The 17,233-nt window shown below is 36.3% G+C and carries 8 protein-coding genes and 1 pseudogene; 4 read left to right on the top strand and 5 right to left on the bottom strand.

From position 1 onward, the window contains the following. Window positions 1-31: 31 nt before the first annotated feature. The 3 genes and pseudogenes from U8526_RS09010 to U8526_RS09020 all read right to left on the bottom strand — a co-directional run bounded on the left by U8526_RS09010 (window position 32) and on the right by U8526_RS09020 (window position 10,978). Window positions 32-9,409 carry a hypothetical protein gene (locus U8526_RS09010; protein WP_334341635.1) on the bottom strand — a complete coding sequence of 3,126 codons (9,378 nt, stop codon included), beginning with the start codon at window positions 9,407-9,409 and terminating at the stop codon, window positions 32-34. A gap of 200 nt (window positions 9,410-9,609) precedes the next feature. Next, a complete protein-coding gene (locus U8526_RS09015; protein WP_334341636.1) occupies window positions 9,610-10,149 on the bottom strand; it encodes a dihydrofolate reductase family protein in 540 nt (179 codons plus the stop codon). An 85-nt stretch (window positions 10,150-10,234) separates the two neighbouring features. Beyond that, a pseudogene (locus U8526_RS09020) lies at window positions 10,235-10,978 on the bottom strand (sulfite exporter TauE/SafE family protein). A 99-nt stretch (window positions 10,979-11,077) separates the two neighbouring features. Between U8526_RS09020 and U8526_RS09025 the strand changes: the two are divergent. Together U8526_RS09025 and celB are read left to right on the top strand one after the other, a co-directional pair. Continuing rightward, complete coding sequence (locus tag U8526_RS09025; RefSeq protein WP_334341637.1) at window positions 11,078-11,947, top strand: AraC family transcriptional regulator; 870 nt, start codon at window positions 11,078-11,080, stop codon at window positions 11,945-11,947. Window positions 11,948-12,263: 316 nt separating this feature from the next. Further along, complete coding sequence (celB, locus tag U8526_RS09030) at window positions 12,264-13,610, top strand: PTS cellobiose transporter subunit IIC (protein ID WP_334341638.1); 1,347 nt, start codon at window positions 12,264-12,266, stop codon at window positions 13,608-13,610. A gap of 167 nt (window positions 13,611-13,777) precedes the next feature. On the opposite strand, the gene U8526_RS09035 is transcribed toward celB, so the two are convergent. Further along, on the bottom strand, window positions 13,778-14,905 hold the full coding sequence (locus tag U8526_RS09035; protein WP_334341639.1) for a DUF389 domain-containing protein: 1,128 nt from the start codon (window positions 14,903-14,905) through the stop codon (window positions 13,778-13,780). Window positions 14,906-15,021: 116 nt separating this feature from the next. Between U8526_RS09035 and U8526_RS09040 the strand changes: the two genes are divergently transcribed. Further along, complete coding sequence (locus U8526_RS09040; RefSeq protein ID WP_334341640.1) at window positions 15,022-15,357, top strand: PadR family transcriptional regulator; 336 nt, start codon at window positions 15,022-15,024, stop codon at window positions 15,355-15,357. Further along, on the top strand, window positions 15,350-16,183 hold the full coding sequence (locus tag U8526_RS09045) for a hypothetical protein (protein ID WP_334341641.1): 834 nt from the start codon (window positions 15,350-15,352) through the stop codon (window positions 16,181-16,183). The genes U8526_RS09040 and U8526_RS09045 overlap by 8 nt, the downstream gene beginning before the upstream one ends. Before the next feature lie 67 nt (window positions 16,184-16,250). Here U8526_RS09045 and U8526_RS09050 read toward each other — a convergent pair whose 3' ends face one another. After that, the gene (locus tag U8526_RS09050) at window positions 16,251-17,096 is read right to left on the bottom strand and encodes an aldo/keto reductase (RefSeq protein ID WP_334341642.1); all 846 of its coding nucleotides are present in this window, start codon (window positions 17,094-17,096) and stop codon (window positions 16,251-16,253) included. Window positions 17,097-17,233 lie beyond the last annotated feature (137 nt).

A 17,233-nucleotide genomic window follows, 5' to 3' on the forward strand; every position in this document is an offset into this window, starting at 1 on the left:
AATTTAATCGCATTCCCGCTCTAAAAAAATTTTAATACCAAGCGTAGTTATTGAAGTGAACACCCTTTTCAGCCTTGATCCACTCATTGTCGCCAACGTGATAATAAGTATCGCCATTGACATCTTGAGCTTTATAATCAGTCTTCCAAGATGTTTCCTCGCCTAGAGAATAATCTTCGATAACCTCATTCTCTCTAGAATAGAGCGTATATAGAATATTCGTTCTATCGAGATTAATGATTCCACTAACCTTGCGGCCATCTCTGAAAATACCTGTATCAACAGCTTGTTCATAGACAACGTCGTTAGCATCGATCCATTCGCCAGTCGCAACGCGATATTGTTTAACCCCTTCTCGGTTAGTCCGATATTGATCAGTCTTCCAAGATGAGTCTTTAATCAAATCACGGTTAGCAATTGCATTATTATTTTGATCATTCAATGGATAACTTGGTTGTTTTGATTCAACTGTAACGATTCCATTAACTGAAGTGTAAATCCAGCCTTCATCGTTAGTCTTACTACTATTTACAAAATCAACGTCATTAGCATCAATCCACTCGCCAGTTGCAACTCGATATTGTCTTACTCCCGCTTCATTAGTACGATAGAGATCCGTCTTCCATGAAGTTTCTTCATCCAACTCACGATGTGCAATAGCTCTGTTTTCTTGATCATTCAATTGATATTCAGTTTGACCAGCTTTGGTCTTAACTACACCACTTACAGATGCGTAAGTCCAAAAATCAGCTTTAGCCTGATTGAAGTCAACATTACCGGCATCAATCCATTCACCAGTCGCAACTCGATATTGTTTGACACCCTCCTTGTTAGTCCGATAAAGATCAGTCTTCCATGAAGAGTTCTCTTTCAAATTACGATTTGCGATAGCTTCATTTTCTTGATTATTCAATTGATATTGTTTTTGATCAGTCTTAGTTGTGACAATACCTTGAACTGGTGTGTAAGTCCAATCGCCATCTTCAGCGTTGTTTTGGTTAAGAACCACATCGTCAGCGTAAATCCATTCGCCAGTTGCAACACGATATTCTGTGACACCAGCTTTATTAACACGAACTTGATCGACTTTCCAAGATGAATCCTTACCCAATACACGATTAGGAATCTTCTCGTTATCTTGATTGTTCAAAGTGTAGTATGGATTATCACTCTTAGTTGTAACAACACCCTTAATGTCTGAGTAATTCCAATCATCATCAACAACATCAGTTCCATTACCAGTTTCTGTTGAAGAACCTGTGTTAGAACCTGTGTTAGAACCAGTATTGCCGCCGGTTGTACCACCTGTACTTCCACTATTACCACCAGTGTTGCCACCAGTAGAACTAGCAGGTTTAACGGTAACTGTACGGACATAAGATACTGTGTTATCAGCTTGATTTACTTTATAACCCTTACCAAATTTATAAGTACTTGCAGCACCAGCAATTAATTTAACGGTAATAACCTGACTGTAAGTTCCAGCATCTTTTAGACCAGTTACTGGTTGACCATCTGAATTGTAAAGCGTCGTATCAAAGTTAATACCACCGTCAGCAATGATTGACTTACCATTACTATCAACGATGTAAACATCATCAGGATTTTGCAAGGCCTTATCAGCAGTGTCAGTGCCATTGTCGACAGTCACATTATTGATTTTAGCAATCGCCATATTGGATTGGGCATCTGAAGCGTTAATCTTTTGAACAAATGTCACACTGTTGTCAGTTGCATCATAAGTTCCGCCGATGTTCTTGAATTCATTGGCATCATTAGCACCAGCAGTTAGATAGAACTTCACTGTACGGTAATAAGTACCAGCTTTAGAAATTCTAGCACCATTAGCGTCGGCAGTCTTTTGAGTTAAATCACTGTCTGTAAAGAATTCTTGCCCAAGTTTAACGCCATATGTACCTTTAGTTTTATCAACCAATGAGTCACCAGCAGCATCTTTCAAGAAGTATTCCTTCGTATTGATCAAAGCTGGATTATCCTCATCAGGATCAGCCTTTAGGTCCAATTTGTTAACTGAAGCATTGATATTAGCATCATTCTTTGTAACATTAACAGCTTGAACGTAGCTGATAGTTCCATCTGCATTCACAATAGCATTTGGATCAGAAATACTATCCACGCTAATTGGTGTAGAAGGTGTGAACGTGATAATTCGGTAATAAGTGCCAGCCTTTGTGAATTGACCGTTCACGTCAGCCAAACCATCGCTGTCCTGTTTCAAAGCATTTTGAACATCTGTGTAGTACTTATCTCCCGCAGAAACTGTGGCCGAAACAGCACCTAACTTATTATTCAAAGTATATCCTGTTGTACCAGTCAATTTGGCATCATTAGTGGAAGTGCCAGCACTAACCGTGATAGGAGCAGCATTAATATCAACAGCTAAATTAGCCTTAGTATCGACTGAAACGGCTTGAACAAAGGATACGGTATTGCCAGAAATATGAGCTTCACTACCGAAGTCGTTTTGTGCAATAGCTTCAGGGCTGACCGTGAAACTGATAACACGATAATACGTTTTAGCCTTAGTGAAGGCACCGTTGACGATATCTGCAGTCTTAGCAGCACCTGATGTAAAGACATCATCATAATTATCGTAATAGTCCGTTCCATATGAAACAGCTGCATCAAGTTTGTTGCCAGCAGCATCCATCAAAGCATCACCAGTTGAAGTTACTGTGTCAGCTTGATCGCCGACATTAGCCTTGGCATCTTCAACAATGTGTTTTGAAATGACACTATCACTGACATTGATTTGTTGCGCATAGATTACTGATCCATCTTTATACATGGCAAAGTCAGAGTCAGACCAACCATACTTATCAACAAAATCCGTACCAACTTTAAATATTACTTGACGATAATAAGTACCTTTATTGAAAGCACCATCAGTTGCAGCATAAGGATCAACTTCTTCGCCATTTGATTTATCTAGAGCTCCTTTAGCATTCTTATAATAAGATATGCCTAATGTTGGATCAGTAAAACTATCTTTACCAGCATTTAGGACGTAGCCCTTGTTGCTTGTTACAGATAGGTCATTTGTTCTAGTACCTGTCTTGATATTCAATGGTCCAACTGTAATTTGAACAGCACCTGTATTCTCATTCTTAGCCACATTCACAGTTTGAACGAAGGATGCCGTGTCACCAGAAACATGAGCATCTGTACCAAAATCATAATTCTTGGCATCTTCTGGATTAGTCAACTTGAAAATAATCTTACGATAATAGGTTCCAGCTTTAGTGAATTGTTTTTCAGAGTCAATACCTTCGGTTACTTTTCCAGTACCTGAGAAAACATCATCTGCCTTATCATAGTAAGTCGATTCAGCAAAAACTGATGCTTTGATTTCGTTACCAGCGGTGTCAGTTAATGTACCAGTTGCAGTAGCTATTTTATCCGTTGACTCACCAATATTTGCATTAATATCTCCGAAGTTATGTGTTACAACTCCATTAGTTTTTACGTTGATCTTTTGAGCGTAAGTAACTGAACCATCATCATTTACTTTGGCATTTGGATCATTCAAAGTGTAATTCTTTGCAAAATCAGAAACCGTCTTAAACGTTACCAAACGATAGTAAGTTCCTTTATTAAAGAGGCCCTTAGTTGCTGCATTAGTATCTTCATTGGCACCATTCAACGCATCCTTAGCATTATCATAGAATTTACTATTATCTACGGTAGCTGTTCCTAATGATTTATTAGCTATATCCGTTAACGTATCTGTATTCTTAACCGAATCAACTGATGTTCCGACATTAACTGATATTGGATTTACATTGATTCTGGCTGCATTTGGTTGTGAAACGACCACAGTTTGAACATAAGATACAGTGTTTTCTGTCGTATCAACTTTAGCATTAGTTCCAAAAGAATTATTAACTATATCGGCATGACTTAGATGGAAGACAATCTCACGGTAATATGTATCTACTTTGACAAAATTTCCATCTTCAACTACTCCATCTATTGGTTCAGCGTTCTCATCAAAAACGTCTCCTGAATTAGCGTAATACTTATCTCCAAAAGTAACATTGGCAGATATTTCATTACCAGAATGATCAAATATTTGATTACCGTTTGAAGTTTCAGAGTCTTTTTCTGAAGAACCGATCGTCACTTTAGGTGTAGAAACATTATATTTCGAAACTGCATTTGCACTAGCATTGATTTCTTGAGCAAATAGTATCTTGGTCCCATCTGCAGACCATGCCAAATTAGAGTTATTCAAACTATAATTTTCCTTATTTACTCCAGCATTTGGTGTAAAGACGAGTAGACGGTAATACTTACCTGCATTGAACTTACCACCACTAATGGCATTACTATCGGTTTTCGTACTTTGAGCTAACGCATCTGTTAAATCTCCATAATAAGCAATCTTGTCTGATGTTGACAAAGTTCCGACGCTATTATTATCGTCATCGGTTAATTTATAATTATTAGTCAATGTATTTTCGGCGGAACCAGCTGTTACATTAACAGTTTCATCAGCATCTATATTGATATTAGTTTTATCAGCAACATTTACAGTCTGAACATAAGATACCGTATTACCAGAGATATGTGCATCTGTATCAAAGTTATTAGCTGCTAAAGCGTCATCAGTCAATGTAAAAGTGATTTTTCTATAGTAAGTTCCAGATTTGTCGAATTTTCCATCAACTACATAAGCTGACTTTGTGGCATCAACATCAAAAACATCGTCAAAATTATCATAATAATCTGACCCAAAGCTTGGGTTTTTTGAAATTAATATACCATTACTATCGAATAATTGATTTACTCCAGACTGCACGGTATTAATACTATTATTGACAATCGCCGTTCCATTAGTAATTTTAGGTTTTGCTACCGCAGTTGAATGACTAACGTTTACTGGTTGAGCATAAACCACCGTATGGGAATCGACTTTCTTCATATTATCGTCTGATACTTCATAATTGTTGAAGAAATCATCGTTGACTGTGAAGTATATTAGACGGTACCAATCTCCCTCATTGAGGTAGTTTCCACTTATAGCATCAATTGCTATGAGTGACTTATCCTGTCCAGGGTTTAAAGCATCTTTCAATGCACCTTCTCGTGACTTGTAATATACATCCCCAACTTTAACAGACGTTGCCCCTACCAAAGTATAACTATCAGTTTGAGTTACCTTTTTATCTGTTATTGAAGTTTTTGCTTTTACATTTAAAGCTTTTACTGAGAACACCACATTAGTAGGTTCAACTTTGATTTGCTGAGCAAAAGTTACTGTATTGTGATCTTCATCAATATGGTAATCACCACTAAACGTATAAGAATCAACAGGATTCTTTAACGTAAAGGTTACTGCTCGATAATAAGTATCTGCAGTATTAGAAACTGTACCCAGTGGTTCATTGCCATTTACTGCATTATCGGCAGTTTTATAATATTCGTTACCATACGTAATCTTGCCATCGGACATTATCGATCCCCCTCCATCACTGAGTATCAAGTCGACTTTTCCGTCTAAACTGTCAGAAGGTAAGGTTTCACCAACCTTTGTTACTCCCTGATCAATAACAGTCTCAACTTTACCAGTCGCAATATTCACTTTCTGAACGTACTCAACACTTTTACCATCACTAGACAATTTACCATTGCCAAAAGAATAATTACTAGAGGTTTCGTCAGACTTTAGTACAAATTTAATTACTCGATAATAGGATCCAGATTTAGTGAATTTTTCACCATCTGTCACGTCCAAAATAGGTTTAACATTTTTATCTAAAATATCTTTCACATCATCAGAAATATCATAATATTCTGTCCCATATGAGGTAGAACTAGTGTCTACAATCGATTTTCCTGATTCTTCACCTGAAGTTAAATCGTTATTACCAGCATCAACTGATTTTATGTCACTACCTACTTCGGAGAAAGCAGGATCAATATTCACCGTTACTGGATAACCTACATTAACTTTTTGAATATAATAACCTGCCGTAGTACCATCTGTTTTACCCGTCATATGTTCCAAACCATTATTAGCATTACCGAATGTATAATAGTCAGGTAAATTCTCAGCAGTAAACATAATCAAACGATAATATGTTCCGGGAGCCGTAAAGACTCGATTACCATCTTTAAACATCCATTGTTGATTTTGTATATCAGTTACTATATCTGTAAGACTCGAATCTTTGAAATAAAGATCATTTCCATCTGTTTGAAATACGGATATCTTATCCGGATTAACTATTGGTTTATCAGTTTCATTTGATATGAAACTTATGCCGTCTGTATTATTATCAATCGCCGACAATGGAGCATTAACGTCTATTGATATATCGGGTATCGTTACTATTACCCTAGGATCTATTACATTTATTTTTTGAGCGTAGGTAATGGTGTTGTTGCTTTTATCTATTGTATAGTCAACACCCTCCTCACCAGAAAACGAAGTATATCTACTTATATCACCCGGTAATTTGAAAGTAACTCTACGATAGTAAGGTTTAGCCTCCGTAAAAGTAGTACCACTCACCGGATTTTCATTTCTCACTGCATGAGTAACGTCATCAAAATATTCTTTTCCTACCGTTCCACTCGCTATAATGTTCCCATTAGCGCTTAAAGAAGTAAGCATACTATCATCTATTACTTTGCTCATATCTTCATTAACAGTTACAACATCAGAAGGGAAATGATCAGTCTGCGGTATTAGTTTTGCTGAATTTATCACAATTTTTTGTAAATATTCAACCTTTGGAATTCTGCCATCAACTACCAGAGAGAATACTGGATCAAGATCATTTACCTGAGGGAAAACAAAATTCTTTACATCCGTACCAGCACCTAAATGAAAACCAACTTTACGATAATACGTTCCTGGAACCGTAAGTACAGTGTGGAACTGATTAAAAGTTATTCCGTTCTTTCCCTTTTGAGCATCATCTTCACTACTATAGAACTCGTCATCATCGCCCTCTAAACTTGCAATGCTTACTGAATCAGTCGTCAAACTTAAATTAGCATCAGCCGCTTTAAAAATTGTCTGATAATCTATACCTATTTGAGATGTAACATCAGGTACGGAAGCTTTCACTTCATTTGTAAGTACTCTAATTTTTTGAACAAACGTTACACTATTATTTTTCTCATCCTTTGCCCACGGAATATTATCACCAAAAGAAAGCGTATCAATATTGGCGGTAAGATAAAATGTGATTTTACGATAATAATTCCCTACCGTGGATAATCCAGTGGATGAAATAAAATTCTCCCCCAAACTAGGATCTGTATAGTATTCATTACCAAAAACGATTCCGGTTACTTCTCCATCACTTAAGTCTTTACTTGGGTCCAACAACGAAGAGCTAGAATCCCCATTAGTGTTTATATCATCACCTGATCCTCTCTCTCTAGTCAGCGCCAATTGATCACTCTGATTTTTAGCTCCCAGATTTACAGTCAGATCACTAATACTAACTTTTACAGGTATTTGAGCGATATGAACTTTCTGTATATAAGTTATCGTATCGTTTCCTTTTGAATCTGTACCTAATTTATATTTAGAATTAGTCGTATCAAATGTATTCGTATCAATAGAATTAGCAATAAGGGTGTAAGTAATCGTTCTCAAGTAATCCCCTGATTTAGCAAATTCACCATTATTATCTACTACATCATCAGTGGCTGATAAACTATCACTATTATTTAAAATGTCATCTTGTAATGTACTTTCTTGTTCAGGGATATATTGATAATATTCGTTGCCAAAACTTATGCCATTATCCTGTATTAGATCAGTGCTTAATCCAGTTGAAGAATCGACGCTTGTCAATGTATCATTTTTACTTATGGTATTACTTGTATCCCCAATTTTTGCATCTAATGGATTATCATAATTTGCTGTAGCGTCGTTTCTGACGTCAACTTCTTGAACATACGTTACAGTATTTCCATTGACATCTGAATCTATACTTTGGGGAAAAGCAGAGTAGTCACCAACACTGCCATTACTCAATGTAAATTTGATTGTACGGTAATATTTACCGGGCTTAAGGAAATTAGTTGCAGATACTTCATCCTTTGTAGCCTTAAATTTTAAGTTTGAATCGGTGTAATACTCTGACCCTACTTCAACCTTACTTGTAGGAATGTTGTTTACAGCATCTTCGCCTGATTGATTGCTCAAATAATCATCTGCTGTTGGTTTTACATCACTTATCAAAGAGTTAACTTTAACTTGCGGAGTTGATAATTTGGCATTGATTGTTGCATTAGTAGACAACTTTCTAATTACCGTAATAGTCTTCGCATCACGATTCAAAACATAATCTTCTCCAGGAGTTGCTGCTGTATTACTTCCATTGATAAACGTTTGATAAGGGCTCACGGTAGTACCAGTTACATTAGATTTTTCACCCGTTAACATATCTTCAATAGCTGAATCTGCTCCACTAAGGTCATAAGAGACTGTCTGATAATAATCCCCAGATGATTTGATTTTGCCATCACTGAACTGATCTGCTGACGTATCACCTTCATCTGTAGCAGTCGGATCAAAATCTGATTCTGCTGCATATTCTGCAGCTCTTTTTGAGCTGACAAACAAACTTTGACCAAATTTAGGTTTCTCAGCGAGAGCCAAGCTATTTTTATAATTAGAATCATTCGTATAGTTATCAGTGATCTTAAGTCCATTACCCTCCGTTGACAAAGATGCTAATGAAGAACCTACGGTAATTGGAACCATACTTTGATTTTTAGATATATCAAATCTACTTAAAGAAATCTTAAAACTAAATTCCAATAATGACGGATCAGTCACTGTAGCAATAGATGTCAGTGGGGCCAGATCGTTATCTTTACTTTCACTTATATGGATTGTTGCTGTTAATGGAAATTCAGAATCATTCATAGTTAAATTTTTTAACTTATCTGTATCGGAAATATCTATATTATTTCCATCTTTATCAGCTATAGTCATAGCAACCAACATATCGCGATAATAGTAATTATCGTTACTTCCTGCATAAAAATAACTCGATGCTAATGGATTCTTCGCGTCCTTAAGCATTGCTATGTGACCGTTATTTTGAAAATCATGTATATACTTAGGATTATTCAAATCAAAATAGTTGAAGTTATTTCCTGAATCTTCTGCCAAACTATTTAAAACCGTAGTAATACTTTCCGGACTAGCAACATAGCGATCATCAAATTGATTTTTAAAAGCGGCTAACATACCACTGGGTGACAATTTATCATTCATGACATTGTGTCCCTTAATTATATCTGTATCCGCTTTAACAACTTTTATCGGATTCAACATAGGAACTATAATTGGTGAGCCCGCAGTAAGGAGTGCTACTGCAACAGCTCCACTTATATATTTTGTTTTTTTATTCATGAATAAAAGACCCTCCCCCGAATTCAAATCAAACGCACAACCCTACATATACTCTTGATTTTAGCACTTTCAAAAAAATATTTTTGTGATTTATTATGTAATTTAATAATTGAAAAGCAGTATTATTTTAATAGAATCCAAAAAATAGAGATATCGTTTCGCCAACGATATCTCTATTTTTTATAACATTTATTTAACTTTTAACGTGTATATTCAACATACACAATCTCGTTCACTTTTTTGACAGATTCCAAACTTAATTCCTTAGGAACAACTCGGTCGGAAAACAATGGAATTCCTTTACCCAATACAATAGGTACAATTCCGATGTGATAGATATCGATCAAGTCGGCGTTGACTAATGGAGCAATCACATTGCTGCCACCGATGATCCAGATATCGCCTTTGGATGATTTTTCTTTCAAATCACTTACTAATTTGGCAACTTCTCCGTTGATAAAATGGATATTCTCGCTGTCTGGTAAGGGATGTGTCGTCATTACATAATTCTCATATTCGGCATATGGATAACTATTAGACGGCAAGCCGTTGACGATCTGATTATATGTGTGCCGACCCATGATAACAGTATTAACCCGCTTAGATAATTTTTCATACTCACGGTCAATAACATTCCCCGTTGAAAACTTATCATTCCATAAAAAGTCAATTTTGCCATCAGAATTGGCAATATAGCCATCTAGTGTTTGTGTAATAAATAGGATAACTTTACGTGCCATATTTCTGACCCCCGATTTATTTTCTACAATTATATATCTATCCACATAAATTAGTTAATAAATGCGAAATATAATACAAAAAGTATTAATAAACCTGAGTGAAAAAATAAATTGCTTGAATAAAAGCTAAAATGGCAACGATCCAACGAACAGCCTTAACTGAGACATGTCGTAAAATTTTAGGACCTAAAAATCCTCCAATCAACATGCCAGCCGCCAAAAAGATTCCCTGTTGCCAATAAATCTTCGATCTAAAGACAAATATAATGAATGCACTGATATTAGCTACGCCACAAATAACATTCTTTATTGCATTATTCACCAAGAAATCTTCATTAGTAAGATATTGTAAAACAGCTAGAACAATAACACCGTTGGCACCGCCAAAATAGCCTGTGTAACAACCCAAAAGAGCCATAATGACGATGATTCAGATATTTGAGTAAGTTTTCTTAGCACCACTATTTTGCTTTTTTCCCCAAAGAAACATTACTCCAGAGATCACCAAAAAGATCGGTACTACTTTTTCAAAAACACTTGAGGGAAAAGCCAATAATAGATAGGTTCCGAATACGGCACCGATTGTCGCAGATATGGCATAGAAAAAAGCTTGTTTCCAATGTCCTTTTAATTCTTGAGCTGACGAGGCAACTGCCCCTAGGTAATCAAAAATCAAGGCCCCATGATTAGTAATATTGGCAAAAAGTGGAGGAACACCACTGATCAACAAAACTGGATATGAAACAATTGACGCTCCACCGGCTACTGATGAAATAATTCCACCCACGATACCACCGAAAAAAACTAAAACTAAAGTAAAATTGAGCATAGTAACTTCCTTTCTACCCAATATCGTATCGAATCTGGCTGTTCTATAATGATAGTAAAGTAGCAAAAAATATCATAATATCGTCAAAGAGGTGACATTATGGCCAAAAAAGTAATCAATTCCATCAATTTAAAGCAAAAAAGTAATTTCCCCTATCTTGTATTAAATGTAAAAGACGCACAGAGTTTTCCACTCAATCCCGGCTTCAAAGTTATGCATTGGCATGAGGATTTACAATTTGTGTATGTCTCCTCTGGCAAAATAACCTTTTCCATATTAGGAAAAACTAATTTAGTTATACATGGCGGTGAGGGTCTTTTTATCAATAAAGAAGTTGCACATCTGATTATCCCTGCACCACATTCTCACTATCATAGTTTCATTTTTCCTGATTATTTTCTAGAATTCTATTTCAATAGTCCTGCTCAAACTATTGTCAGTTCCGTACTCAATAACGAAGATTTCAATTTTTACATGTTTAAATCTGATGCTGAATGGAAAAAAGATATTCTTGAATTATTGAAAAAATTAATTGGTTTCGAGAATAATAAGAACAATCTCTATTCTTATCAAGTTTTGGTCACTCTGGTCACTATTTGGTTAGATATGGCTCAACACATTCATCCTATTCAAGATCAGAAAACTGATAAAGTAATTACCAAAAGAATGAATATTTTCCTAAACTATATTCAGAATCATTTTTCTGAAAAAATCACTTTAGAAACTTTGGCTGCTAGTGCTAATGTCAGCAAATCTGAATCTTTACGCTGTTTCAAAACAACTTTAAAGATAACTCCTTATGAATACTTGATTGAATACCGATTAAATCAAGCTACTAAATTGTTGCAGGAAACTGACTTACCGATTAACGTTATTGCACTTAAAGTAGGTTTCCCCCAAGCTAGTCACTTCACCGAAGTATTCAAAAGTAAAACTGGACTGACTCCTAGTAAATACCGGAATAGTTGAAAATAGATATATTTCTTTCATAAATTCTGTTATACTTAATTTGATACAGCATTTGTAGGTAACTATTCTCGGTTATCTTGTATCCAAAGAAGCGTTGGGTGTGGTCACCTAGCGCTTTTTTTGTGCACTCAATTACTTTATTTCTTAAATTTAGAGGTATACCAATTTTCTTTAAAAAGAGATTCGAACGAGTCTTGACATCTTGATACAATTGGAGTATGTGGACTTTTTTGTTTAAAAAAATTCCAAAACCGGTTTACTTTTGAAACCGTTTGCATTAGTATAATAGACGTAACTTTTTGAAGGAGGGATTTATATGTCAAGTGAGGATACAGGTTCTTTTAAGGATCGAATGATTAACCTTGCCGGTAAATTTGCGGCTACTAGATTTGTTAGAGCCATCATGGATGCTGGTTATAGTGTTATTCCATTCACCATTATTGGTTCCATTTTTCTTATTTTGAATGTTTTACCCCAGGCCTTTCCAATCCCTGGGTTTGCGGCAGTATATGCTAACAGTTTGGGTCGTTTTTCTAATTTATTCCAAACTGGCTATAACGCCACAATGGGTATTTTGGCTTTGATCTTCGCAGGTCAATTCACATTTTCTTATACTAAGATTTATGAAAAAGAAGAAAATTTGAATCTAGTTCCACTAAATGCCCTATTCATGTTTCTTATGGCATTTTTCATCACCGTTCCACAATTAATTTGGAAAAACGGTGTTATTCAATTTCAACAATCTCTAAAACCAGATAACATTATCGGCGGTGGCTACGCCGTATCTACTGGTGGTATTACAAGAATCGCTGCTGTAGGTATTTTTACAGGTTTAGTTGTTGGTTGGATCACAGTTCAAGTTTATCGTTTTACTGTTAAACATAACTGGCAAATCAAGATGCCAGAATCAGTTCCAGCTGGTGTTTCTAACTCATTCAGTTCATTGATTCCTGGTGCTTGTGTTGCTATCGTCGTTATGGCACTTAACTTAATTCTCATTCTTATGGGAACAGATATATTCAAGGTATTATACGTTCCATTTTCATTTATCAGTGACATTACAAACACATGGTGGGGATTCTTGATTATCATCTTCCTTATCCACTTCCTATGGTGGTTCGGTATTCACGGTGCTACAATCATGAGTTCATTCTACACACCAATTATTTTGGCCAACATGGCTGCCAATGTTAAAGGTGCCAACAACTTCTTTGCTGGTGATCCAATGAACGCCTTCGTTATCATCGGTGGTTCAGGTGCTACTCTAGGTGTTGCCATTTGGTTAGCATTCTTCTCTAAATCAGCTCAACTAAAGGAAATTGGTAAAGTTGAACTAGTTCCAGCTATCTTCAATATCAATGAACCTTTACTATTCGGTTTACCAATCGTTTATAACGTTGATTTGTTTATTCCATTCTTAGGAGCTCCATTAGTTTCCGGACTTGTTGGTTACTTCGCCATTACATCGAAGTTAGTACCTAAGATCATCACACAACAACCATGGCCTACACCAGTTGGTTTGAGTGGATTTATCGGTACTGCAAGTTGGAAAGGTGCTGTTCTTTCAATCGTCTGTGCATTCGTCGCATTCCTAGTTTGGTTCCCATTTATCAAACGTTACGACAAGAGATTGCTCAAACAAGAACAAGAAGCAGCTGCATAGAACAATGGTATTAAAAAAGTCTTTCAATGAAATCAATCATCGAAAGACTTTTTTGTGTTCCAAATATTAATCCTGAGTAAAGTGAACTGTCACATCAATCCCCAATTTATCAGCTAAATTCTCCGCATACTTCTTAATTTCAGCCTGTTTAGATTCACTATTCTCGTTCAGTTTAATAAAACTAACGATTGTTTATTCTTAGACTTGCTTGCTAACTGTCCCACGTAAACTTTAGAAATATCGTCAGGATACTTCTTGGTTAATTGTTGTTTCAACTTCAATAAAGTTTTATCGCTGTTATCAGTGTTTGTAGTCTGAGCATTGTCGCTCTTTTCTTGGTCGACATACTTCTTAAAGGCATTCACACTGAGGTAATTTCCTTTAGAAAGCTGTTGAAATTGTAATTTATAACTTCCCAATTGATAATCACTCAAGCGGTTGTCCAAGTTATTTATCTCGGAATTGCTCAAATGATTGCCGATTACCACTAATTTGATTTTTCCATCAGTGATTTTTTTATTAACAACATACAATTCTGGCAACTCATTATCGATAAAACTCGTTAGTTGTGTCTCATTATAGGTCTGTTTAACCAACGTTGAAGCCGAAATCAAACTAGGAATCGTGATAACAATTGCGGCCGCAATGATCAAAATTTGATTTTTTAGAGGTATACCAGTTGCTCGTTTGGTTCTGAAATTGAAGATCAATGTACAAATCATTGTTGCCAAAGCAATGAAAAAAGTATTGATCAAGAACAAATATCCAGCGCTAAAAACGATAGACCACTTGAATTGACTTAGACCATATCCGACAGTCGACAGTGGTGGAATCAAAGCTGTTGCAATTGCTACTCCGGGTAAAATGTTGCCAGGATCCTTCTTGGCAGAACCGATAATCCCAGCAACACCACCAAAGAAAGCCACTAGAACATCCCAAATTGCTGGCTGTGTTCTCGCAATAATCTGATCACTAGCATCTTTAATTGGTGACAAAGAAAAGTAAATCGTAGCCGCCAACAAGGCAACCACCAACTCAATAAGATAGAGTGTCGCTGCCTTTCTGATCAATTTCGTATCCCGAATCCCAAAACCATATCCCATTCCGATGATCGGGTCCATAATTGGCGAAATCAACATAGCACCGATGACCACAGCCGTCGAATTCATATTTAAACCGACACAGGCAATGATTGTGGCACAAAATAACACCGCAAAGTTGAGCCAACTGAGTCCTAATCCCTGCCGCACATGACGGTCAATAATATCTGACTTTAAAAGTTCCTCACTATCCATCGTTTCTTCCCCACTTATTAATTTTCAGGTCTATTTTACCAAAGATTCCACTAGTATGCTTTACATACTAGACGTTGCCGAGTAGTATGTATTACATAATAGTGAGGTCACAAACAATGAACAATTCTCAATTACTCAAAGGAATTCTGGAAGGTTGCGTCTTATTTGTCATTTCCGATGGCGAAGTTTATGGATATGAATTGGTCCAAAAGCTAAATAAGTTAGGATTCACTGATTTGATTGGTGGTACCGTTTATCCGTTGCTACAAAAATTGGAAAAACGCGGTGATTTAAGTAGTCGCCTTAAGCCATCTTCAACGGGACCCTCTCGGAAATATTATGCTTTGACCGAACAAGGCAAGAAACAGATGACCGAATTTGCCAGCCAATGGCAGTCACTAGAATTGGTAGTTAACCAAATTATTTCGAAAAAAGGTGGACAAGATGACTAAATCTGACGAAGTACAGGAACTAATTTCCAGTAACAATGATTTACGTAAACAGCTTAATCCCGTTAACGAAAAATATTACAGTAGCCTACTGATTTATGTCCGCACTGCTGGCCTGTTCTATGATGACTATGAGGTCGAAAGTAAGTTGTTAGAGATTCTTCAAGATATTATCGACGCTCAAAATGATGGATCTAGCGCTGAAGAGTATTTTGGCCAGGCTCCCACTGATACTGCCAATCAATTGACTGCTAATTTTACCAAAGTCAGTTTCCGTGATCGTTTAAAGTTTTTCGGCGGACTCTTCGGTATTACAGCTATTTGGACGTTGATTATTCAACTTAATGGGCAGGAGCAACAACTAAATCTTGTTCCTTTCATCTTGAATGGTGTTTTCATGCTGCTTCTCATCTTTGGGGCTTTTTGGCTCATTCATCAAACCATCTACTCTAAAATTTTTGAACACAAAGCTATAGGTTTCATGAGTGCTTGGATTGTCAGCATTCTGTCCGTCGTTGTCTTTACCACTATTCAATTTACAAAGCCAGCTAACTTCAACATCCCTATCACGATCAATGTCATCATCGTTATCAACAGTCTCATCATCATCGGTTCCGTCATTGCCTTATTTTTGATCAAAGCAAAATGGCGTCCGATTATGATTGCGGCTGGTCCGATGGTTTGGCTCATTGCTTTATCGAATATTTTCAAAGTCTGTTCACCTTCGAATATGAACAAACCCATTTTGATCATAACTGCTATTTTGAGTGTACTCTGTTGTACCTGGTTCATCGGTTGTTTCTGGTGGAACAATCGCAAACGACAATAACTACCTAAAAAGGCGTTGCTAGAATTTAATCTGGCAGCGCCTTTTGTTTCGATTAATCCATTAATAATTAACCTTCAAAATTATATTCATCTGGATCCGGACCTACTCGGAAATCTTGATTCATATTATTGATTGTTTCCATATCAGAATCATCCAATGTAAAATCGAATACATCCGCATTGCTTTGCATTCTTTCAGAACGAACTGATTTGACAGCCAATAATACATCTCTTTGAATATCCCATCTCAAAACTACTTGAGCTACGGTCTTATTGTGCTTGTCGGCAATTGCCTGTAAAGTTTCATCCTTCAAAATTTGGCCTTGCATAAGTGGTGACCAAGCTTGAATCTTGATATCTTGAGTTTTTGCATATTCATGCAACTTATCTTGATTCAATCTTGGATGTGACTCAACTTGATCCAAAACAGGAGTTATATCAGCGTATTCTGCCAATTCCTTCAAGTGATGAATTTCAAAGTTACTTACACCAATTGCCTTAATTTTTCCTGATTTATAGAGATCTTCTAGTGCTTGGTAAGATTCCTTAAATGAATTGTCACCCGGCCAATGAATCAAATATAAATCTAGATAATCCAAGCCTAATTTCTTCAAACTAGAATTAAAGGCTTCAACGGTTTGATCGTATGTCAAATGATCATTCCAAACTTTTGAAGTTACGAATAAGTCTTCACGTGATAAGCCTGTTTCTTTTAAGCCTTGACGAATGCCTTCACCAGTACCAACTTCATTGCCATATACTTGAGCGGTATCGATCAGACGATAACCATTTTTAATTCCTTCAGCTACAACTTTTGCTGTATCTTCATCTGGAATTTGGAAAACACCTAGTCCCAATCCTGGAATTTTTGTACCGTTATTTAGTGTTACACGGTCATTTATTGAGTTAATCATTTTGTTTCCTCCCAATTATCTGTAAAAAACATATTGTTAATATATACCCCGCTAAGTCATTAAAACAGTACCCACTTTTTTGTTCGTCACTTACCAAAAAGTACCTATTGAGTCATATCAACGATTTGGTCAATAGT

Source organism: Companilactobacillus sp. HBUAS56275, from assembly GCF_036913655.1.
In the GTDB taxonomy this organism is placed as follows: Bacteria; Bacillota; Bacilli; order Lactobacillales; family Lactobacillaceae; genus Companilactobacillus; species Companilactobacillus pullicola.